The 8,086-nt window shown below is 66.7% G+C and carries 7 protein-coding genes; 6 read left to right on the top strand and 1 reads right to left on the bottom strand.

Going from position 1 to position 8,086, the window contains the following annotated elements:
- Positions 1–511 precede the first annotated feature (511 nt).
- From AC1DR7_RS19570 to AC1DR7_RS19545, 6 genes are all read left to right on the top strand, one after another.
- Entirely contained in the window at positions 512–1,042 is a 531-nt protein-coding gene (locus AC1DR7_RS19570) for a hypothetical protein (RefSeq protein WP_457319898.1), read from the top strand.
- Positions 1,039–1,677 carry a hypothetical protein gene (locus tag AC1DR7_RS19565; protein ID WP_457319896.1) on the top strand — a complete coding sequence of 213 codons (639 nt, stop codon included), beginning with the start codon at positions 1,039–1,041 and terminating at the stop codon, positions 1,675–1,677. Before AC1DR7_RS19570 ends, AC1DR7_RS19565 begins: the two co-directional genes overlap by 4 nt.
- Before the next feature lie 44 nt (positions 1,678–1,721).
- A complete protein-coding gene (locus AC1DR7_RS19560; protein ID WP_457319895.1) occupies positions 1,722–3,188 on the top strand; it encodes an adhesin in 1,467 nt (488 codons plus the stop codon).
- A gap of 138 nt (positions 3,189–3,326) precedes the next feature.
- On the top strand, positions 3,327–4,025 hold the full coding sequence (locus AC1DR7_RS19555) for a C39 family peptidase (RefSeq protein WP_457319893.1): 699 nt from the start codon (positions 3,327–3,329) through the stop codon (positions 4,023–4,025).
- 8 nt (positions 4,026–4,033) lie between these two features.
- Positions 4,034–4,792, top strand: a complete 759-nt coding sequence (locus tag AC1DR7_RS19550) for a hypothetical protein (protein ID WP_478052011.1) — start codon at positions 4,034–4,036, stop codon at positions 4,790–4,792.
- Between the two features lie 48 nt (positions 4,793–4,840).
- Positions 4,841–6,145 (top strand): hypothetical protein, encoded by a 1,305-nt coding sequence (locus tag AC1DR7_RS19545; RefSeq protein ID WP_478052010.1) that lies wholly within the window; start codon positions 4,841–4,843, stop codon positions 6,143–6,145.
- A gap of 181 nt (positions 6,146–6,326) precedes the next feature.
- Here AC1DR7_RS19545 and AC1DR7_RS19540 read toward each other — a convergent pair whose 3' ends face one another.
- A complete protein-coding gene (locus AC1DR7_RS19540; protein ID WP_478052009.1) occupies positions 6,327–7,664 on the bottom strand; it encodes a sigma-54 interaction domain-containing protein in 1,338 nt (445 codons plus the stop codon).
- Positions 7,665–8,086 lie beyond the last annotated feature (422 nt).

Raw genomic sequence — 8,086 nt, 5'->3', positions numbered from 1 at the left:
CGGCCGCCCCCTCCTCCTTTATTTCGCCTCCAAGGGCATGGGRGCCCAGCGCCCGACCCACCGACCAGCCCAAAAAGCCTGGCTTCCGCCTGCTTACCGCAAGCCGCTACGGGGCCCTGACGCTCGCGGCAGGCCCGAACGGAGAAGACATCCCAGGCACGCCGTGATGCCCGGATGGAAGCCGAATACTTGATCGGCTTTTGCTGTAGCACCTGGCCACCCGACCAGTAAGGGCGAATAACCCTCGCCGCACTGTCTTCACTGATCCTGACCACGCGCTGTAAAGGGTGTAACAGCAGGCGTAACACGGGTGATACACCTGAAAGAAAGCGAGCAGCGGCGGGCCTGTGCGGCGCGTGATGTGCTTGTTCAGCAGATGTTATTTCCAACGGATCTGTAACAACCCTGTTGCCGCGTTACACCCTGAGATGCCGAAAAGGCCCGCAATGACGGGCGTTGGACGTTGGCACGAATGCTGCGTTACCCCTCGGCACGTTTCGAGGAGGTCGCCATGGACAGCGTTGTTGCATACCGCATCATCCCCGCAGGTGGCTGGCTGCTTGCCGCCGCGCTCGCGTTGCCCTGCGCGGCGCACGCCTCCGGCGCACGCCAGGGTATCAAGGCGCAGCCCGGTGAAATCGTCCTGCTGCGCGATGTCTCCACCCGGCCGGCCTACCGGCCTGCGCCGCCCGGCATGGCCTTGATCGCCGATCCCTCGCCCAAGCGCGAAGTCGCCCAGGCCCTTGGCACGTCCAGCGGCATGGATGAACTCAGCGACGACGACTATGCCGCCCTGGGCTCCAACACCGGCGCCGGCGTTACCCATGCGCCGACCACCATCGAACGCGTCACCGGACATACCGTCAACGCGACACTGGGCAAAGTCACCGACAGCGGCATGCTGTCCGGCGGCCAGCTCAGCACCACCATCGGTGGGCCCATGGGGGCCGTCACCGGCGCCACCCGCGGCATCGGCGACCAGGTGCGCGGCGCACTGGCGCAGTTCCCGTTGGGCCAGCCGGTAGGCGGGCCAGGCAAATGAACCGCCTGCCGCGCATCCTGCTCATCGCCGCCGTCATCGCCGCGCCGCTGCCGCTCTGCGCGCAGCAGGCCGATGACTACGCCGCCATGCTGTCCTACCTCAACACCAGCCGCATCGACGGCCGCGCGTTGTCCGGCGCCGAGGGTGCCATCACCGTCAACATGGTCGCCGGCGACCTCAACCAGCAGGCCAACCTGCTGGGCATCGCCAACGGCCGCAACGCCCATATCGCCGTCAACGCGCGCCAGCAGCAGGCCGACAACCAGGTGACCGGCGACGGTCCCCTGCACGCCAGCGCCAGCATCGGTGGACAGGCACTCAACGGCGCCAGTGGCGTCGCCATGATCAACCAGGCCAGCGGCACCGGCAACGCGACGCGCAACGTCGTCACCGCCACGCTGGCGCAACAGGGCATACGCGAGTCGAACGATGCGGCCTTGGCCGCGTCGGGGGCGCTTGCGTCAGCAGGGGGGCAGGGGGCCGTCAATCGCGGTCGGCCGGCCGGAACCCGCAGCGTCGCGGTGGAAGGCACCGCGCTGCAGGGCTTCGACGGCGTCCTGCAACTCAATCAGATCGCGGGATCCGGCAACGCCACCGCAAACCAACTGAGCATCTCGGTGCAGTCCACCCCGTGAGTAGTCACATCCACCCGATTGTCTGTGATGAGAGAGAGGGCACCATGAACACCAACATGCACCGTACCGTATTGGCCATCGCGATCGCAGCCGCGTCCGCGTCCGTCGCCGCGCAGGACAACCAGAACCAGAGCGCGTTCATCAACCACCTGCACAACGTGGTGGAAACGCGCACCAACCTCAACACCAACGTCGATACCGATGTTGATACCAACATCGACACCAACATCGAAACCAATACGCGCAACGACAACGATTCGCGTACCTGGAACCGTACCTGGAACAACACCCGCAACAACAACACCACCAGCAACACCGATACCACCAACAACAGCACCACCAACAGCAGCGTGACCCGTACCCGCGACGTCACCGTCAACGAGAACGTCAACAAGACCAGTAACATCCAGGCCGACGAGCGCCAGGAAAAGAACAACCACGGCGTCGACGTCAACCTTGAAAAAGACATGCGCCTGAGTTCGGACGTGAACTTCTCGGGAGATCCGGAAATCACCGGCTCGATCGACCTCGACTCGGCCGCCATCGCCATCATCGACAACCGCCAGTCGATCACCGACAACGCCGCCTCCAACAGCCTGGTCACCAACAGTGCCTCGATCGCCGATGACGTCGGCTCCGATGCCTCGGGCAACCTCGGCTTCAACGTCGCCGCTGGCGACAACAACGCCCAGGACAACGCCGCGTCGCTGTCCGCGGCCGATGCCTCCTTCAGCTTCGGCATGGCCGACGCCGAAGTGTTCGTCAACCAGTACGGCGCCGGCAACACCACCCTCAACTCCGGCGTGACCAACGCCGCAGGCCTGGGCGGCAATGCCTTCAGCAACGCGTCGGGCAACATCGGTGCCAACGTCGCCTCGGGCAACAACAACGAGCAGAAGAACGCGCTCGCCGCCTCGGTGGCCACCAGCGCCTATGCGACCTCGAGCATCAGCTCCAACCAGGTCTCCACCGGCAACAGCGTGGCCAACGCCGGCTACCTGCGCTCCATGACCGACACCGTCAACGTCAGCCTGCGTGGCCGCGTCGCCGGTGGCACCCTGGCCGTGGGCGCCGGCACCTACAGCGGCAGTGGCAGCGCCTACCAGAAGGACAACTACTACCTGGATTCCTGGAGCGGTGAACTGCCGCACCCGGGTGGCAACCCGACCGGCCACCTCGACATGGACAACGAGATCCAGAACGCAACGGCCAACCCGAACCGGGAAGGCGTGGGCGGTATCGCCTTCGATACCGATGAAAGTGGCACCAGCCGGTTCGTCGAACTGGGCGTGGCCGATCTGTATGCCAGCCTGAGCGGCACCGTCTCCACCACCCGTTGGGTGAACGTGGATGCGACCAACACCGCGGCGTTGTCCGGCAGTGCGTTCTCCGGCGCCTCCGGCAACATCGGGGTGAACGTGGCGGCCGGTACCGGCAACCTGCAGGCCAACAGCCTGGCCCTGGCCGTTGCGCAACCGTCCACCGGCGGCGGTGGCGGCACCGGCGAGTAACGTGATGTCCGTTTTCGCAAGCAGTACGCGTTGAGCGCAACAAACCCGGCTACCCGCCAGTAGCCGGGCTCCCGGGAGTCCCTGTCCCATCCTCCCCCTTTGGGGCAGGGGCTCCCTCCTTTTTCCGGAGTGACGTCGATGTTGAAGCAAGCGCTGTGCGGATCGTTGCTGTGGCTGATGCTGCCGTTCGGCACTGCACGTGCCGGTGATGTCGGCTTCAGTGGGGTGCTGCCCAACGGGGCGGTGCTCACCCAGCGCGTGGAAAGCATGCAGGAACGGCGCTTCCGCAACGTGGTGCGGCAACACACCGATTACAGCTGTGGCGCGGCGGCGCTGGCCACCATCCTGCGTTACGCCTACCACCTGGAAGCCGACGAAGGCACGGTGATCGAAGGGATGATGGGGGTCTCGGACCCGCAACTGGTCCACCAGCGTGGGTTCTCGCTGCTGGACATCAAACGGTATGTCGAATCGATGGGCATGCGCGGACGCGGCTACCGCGTCAACGAGGAGCGCCTGCGCTCACTGCGCGTGCCCGGGCTGGTGTTGATGGATGTGCGTGGCTTCCGCCACTTCGTGGTCCTCAAGCAGGTTCGCGACGATGTGGTCGATGTCGCCGACCCGATCCTGGGCAACCGCAGCATTCCCGTCAGCGAATTTCTACAGGCGTGGCCGTCGCGCGCCGTGTTTGTCGTGATCGGTAGTGACTTTGATCGCAACACGGTGTTGCTGCTCCCCGGCGAACGGCCCAGCGCGCGTTCGCTGTACGCCCGGCAGGGGCCGATCACCGACGCGGAACTGGTCGATTTCGGTTTCACCCACGCCGACTTGTTCTAGGAGGCACCATGAACATTGCACTGTGGACGCAGCGCGTGCTGCTGCTGACCCTGCTGGGGGCAGCGCCGCTTCACGCCGAAGAAGGTCGGCCCGGCAAGGGCCTGAATGAGATACCCGATCCCGAGCTGAGCCTGATGCGTGGGCGCTATACGGTCAACGGCAACAGCGTGGCCTGGTTCGGGGTGACCATGATCACCCAGTGGAACAGTGGCGGGCAGGCCGCGCGCAGCGCACTCACGCTGGGCATGGATTTCAGCCACGGCGCTACGCCGAAGGTCAGCTTCAGTCCGTCGGTGACGGTGACCGCCGCCGATGCGCCGCTGCCGGTGACGCCCGGTCGCAGCATCGATGCGAGCGGCCTGCAGAACGTGGCGGGCCTGACCCAGAGCATCCAGGTCGCCGGTGACGGCAATGTGGCCAGCAACACCACCCACCTCAACGTACGCGATGGCATTGCACCGGCCGAAGGCAGCGCGGGGCCGACCCTGGCCAGCGTGCAGCAGGGCGGGGTCAGCGCGGTGGCGCAGCTGGACGGCAACACCGCCAAGGTGCAGGTGCAGATCGAGGGCGTCGGCGCGGTGCAGCAGTGGATCCGCAACGGCAGCGTCGGCCAGAGCATTGCCATCGGCAGCGATGGCCAGGCGGTGAGCAACCGCATGCAGATCGATCTTGTCCGGCAGTCGCTGGCCAGCAACGTCCCGCTCGGCCAGAACGTGGCCCAGGCGATGACGCTGGTGCGCGGTGTCGGCATGGGGCCCGGCCAGTAATCCAGGGCCGGGCAGGGGGAGTGACAACACAACCGTGGGCCAAGGCACATGCACACCTCGATACACGCAACCCCGTTGGCGCTGGCGGCGCTGGCACTGATGGCGGCCGCCGGCGCACACGCGCAGCCCGCACCGGCCGACGAAGCCGACGTCAAGGCACTGATCACCCAGCTGGAAACACTCAAGGCCAACTACGCGCAGGAAGTGCGTCGCCTGCGCGAGCTGGACATGCAGGTGCAGGCGATGCAGGCGCGGCTGTCTGGCAAGACCGCGCCGATCGCGGGCGCCAACGCCGGGCCGCCCCCTTTGCCAGCCGACACCCCGGCTGCCGCGCCCAGCGCCGACGGCTATGCCAGCAGCGCTGCCGAAGCGCAGCAGGCCAAGCAGCCCTCGCGACGCAGCGTGGATGACGTCAAACAGCAGCAGGCGGCGTTGTTCAGCCGTCGCTTCACCATCGAAAACAGCCTCACCTACTCACGCTATGACCGCAAGCAGGTCACCCTCAACGGTTTCCTGGCCCTGGATGCGATTTTCCTGGGCAACATCGCCATCGAAAACGTCGAGTCGGACACGCTGACCTACAACCTGGCCGCGCGCTGGGGTGTCAGCCCGCGGCTGACCTTGAACCTGGACGTGCCCTACCTGGCGCGCAAGACCGTGTTCCAGAAAGGTGGTGCCGGGGGCTCGGCGGCGGCGATCGCGCAGGAGGAAACCACCGGCAACGGCATTGGCGATGTCGGGATGAGTGCCAACTACCGGCTGTTTGCCGAGCATGGCCGCTGGCCGGAAACCGTGCTGACGGCCGGTGCCACCGCGCCGACGGGGCGCGCGCCGTATGGCGTGGACTGGAAGGTACTCGAACGCGACGATGACGACTTCATCCGCTTCGCCGTGCCCGAACAACAGCCCACCGGCAATGGGGTATGGCAGGCCAACATCGGCCTGTCGGCAGTGAAGACGGCTGATCCGGCGATCCTGTTCGCCAACGTCGGCTACATCCATTCCTTCCCGCGCAGCTTCGACGACCTGGACGCGAATCCGGACACGGTCAATCCCGGGGAGGTGAAGCTGGGTGGGTCGTATTACTTCGGTGCGGGGGTGGCGTTCGCGTTCAATGAACGCACCAGCCTGAGCATTTCCTTCAGCGACAAGTTGAGCAGCCGCGCTTCCACCCGCTACCGCAACGGCCAATGGCTGAAGGTGATTGGCAGCGACGCCAACGCCGGCACGCTCAATCTGGGCATTACCTACGCGCTCAACCGCAACACCACCCTGGTCAGCATGCTCGGGATCGGCCTCACCCCGGACGCGCCGGACTTCACCCTGGCCTTCAAGGTGCCGTACATGCTGTGAGCGCATCGACGCACGGCATGTACGGGTGTGCGTTCCGCCTGGACCGCTGCGCCTTCGGCGCGCGACGTGCGTTGCCGGAGGCCTATGCACTGCACCTGACCCCGCGCATTCGCGCGCCCTCTTCAACAAAGGGGCCTCCTCCTCGGATGGAACTGCGGAAGGAGCTGGATGGTTTTTCGGTTCAGCGCAGCTCGGGCAGGGCCAGCTGATGTTTGCGGCAGAGGCGGTAGACGGTGACGCGTGAGACCTGCATGTGCCGTGCGCAGGCGGTGATGTTGAAATCGCTCTGGCGCAGGGCGCGCAGCAGGGTTTCGCGTTCGGCGAGTTGGCGCGCGTCGTGCAGCAGCTTCTGCGGTACGTGCGGCTGCGCCGGTACCAGTTCCAGATCGGCCACGCCGATCAGCTCAGCGTCGGTGACGATCGCTGCGCGTTGTACGCGGTTGAGCAGTTCGCGCACGTTGCCCGGCCAACTGAAGCGCTCCAGCGCACGTCGTGCCTCCGCACTGAAGCCGCGGGCGCGGGTGACGTGGCGATCGCGGAAGGTCGCCAGGAAGTGGTGCGCCAGCAGCAGGATGTCGCTGCTGCGATCGCGCAATGGCGGCAGCGGCAGGCGCAGGACATTCAAGCGGTAGAACAGGTCGCGGCGGAACTGCCCATGCTCGACGGCCTGCTCGAGGTCGACGTGGGTGGCGGCCAGGACCCGTACGTCCACGGCCAGGGGCCGGTTGCTGCCGACGCGCTCGACGGTGCCTTCCTGCAGCACGCGCAGCAGGTTGGTCTGTGCATCCAGCGGCAGATCGCCGATTTCATCGAGAAACACGGTGCCGCCGTTGGCGGTCTCGAACAGCCCCAGGCGCCGGCCCGCTGCGCCGGTGAAGGCGCCGCGCTCGTGGCCGAACAGCTCGGACTGGACCAGCGCGGCCGGGATCGCACCGCAGTTCACCGCCAGGAAAGGCCGGTCATGACGCGGCGAGAGCGCGTGCAGTGCCTGCGCAGCCAGCTCCTTGCCAGTGCCGGTTTCGCCGGTGATCAGCACGGGCAGGTCGACCGGGGCGAACTTGCGGATCGCAGCGCGGGTGACCTGCAGGACGGCGCTCTCGCCAATGAGATGTTGGGGGCCGTGTGCGACGGGGTGCGCGGCCTGGCCGGACAGCTGTTGCAGGCGTTGGACGATGCGGCCAAGTTCGATCGGCGCGGTCCACGTTTCGGTGCAGGCGGCCAGCAGGGGCTGCAGGGCGGGGGGGGCGGCCGCTGCGCCGGCGGGCAGGATGGCCAGCAGGGTCATGTGGCGGTGCTCCTCGAGCAGCGTCTCAAGCCGGGCCAGGTTGGCCGGCAGCGCGCCGCGCAGGTCCAGCAGGCCAACGACCTGATCGTTGCCGCGCATGCCGATGGCCACGCAGTCGTCGGTGGCCACGCCGCGGACCTGCCAGCCTGCGGCCGCAAGCACTGCGCGTTCGGCCGGTTGCGGTTGCCCAAACCAGATCACACACCGGGACGGGAGATCAGGGACTGCCGCCATGCGTCACCTTGCTGAAAAGGATCACAGGCGGAATTCACTGCAGGTCTGGTGGCCGTGGACGTGCCGCCCCACGTCCGGGTCCGCGGCCGGCCGGAACGCCGGCAGGCACTGGGTGTACTGGCAATTGCTTGAACAACATGAGGGACAACGCCGGTTGGGGGCGGAAGCGGCCAGGGCAACTGCGTAGGCGGCCGTCGGTGGGTCGGGCGCTGGGCCCCCATGCCCTTTCCGGCGACGCCCCCGGCGTCGGCCTGCGGCCGCCCCCTCCTCCTTTATTTCGCCTCCAAGGGCATAGGGGCCCAGCGCCCGACCCACCGACGGCCGCCTACGCAGTTGCCCTGGCCGCTTCCGCCCCCAACCGGCGTTGTCCCTCATGTTGTTCAAGCAATTGCCAGTACACCCAGTGCCTGCCGGCGTTCCGG

The organism is Stenotrophomonas sp. P5_A9 (assembly GCF_056400525.1).
The sequence above is the reverse complement of the archived record's forward strand: the minus strand, read 5'-3'. Positions and strand labels throughout refer to the sequence as shown.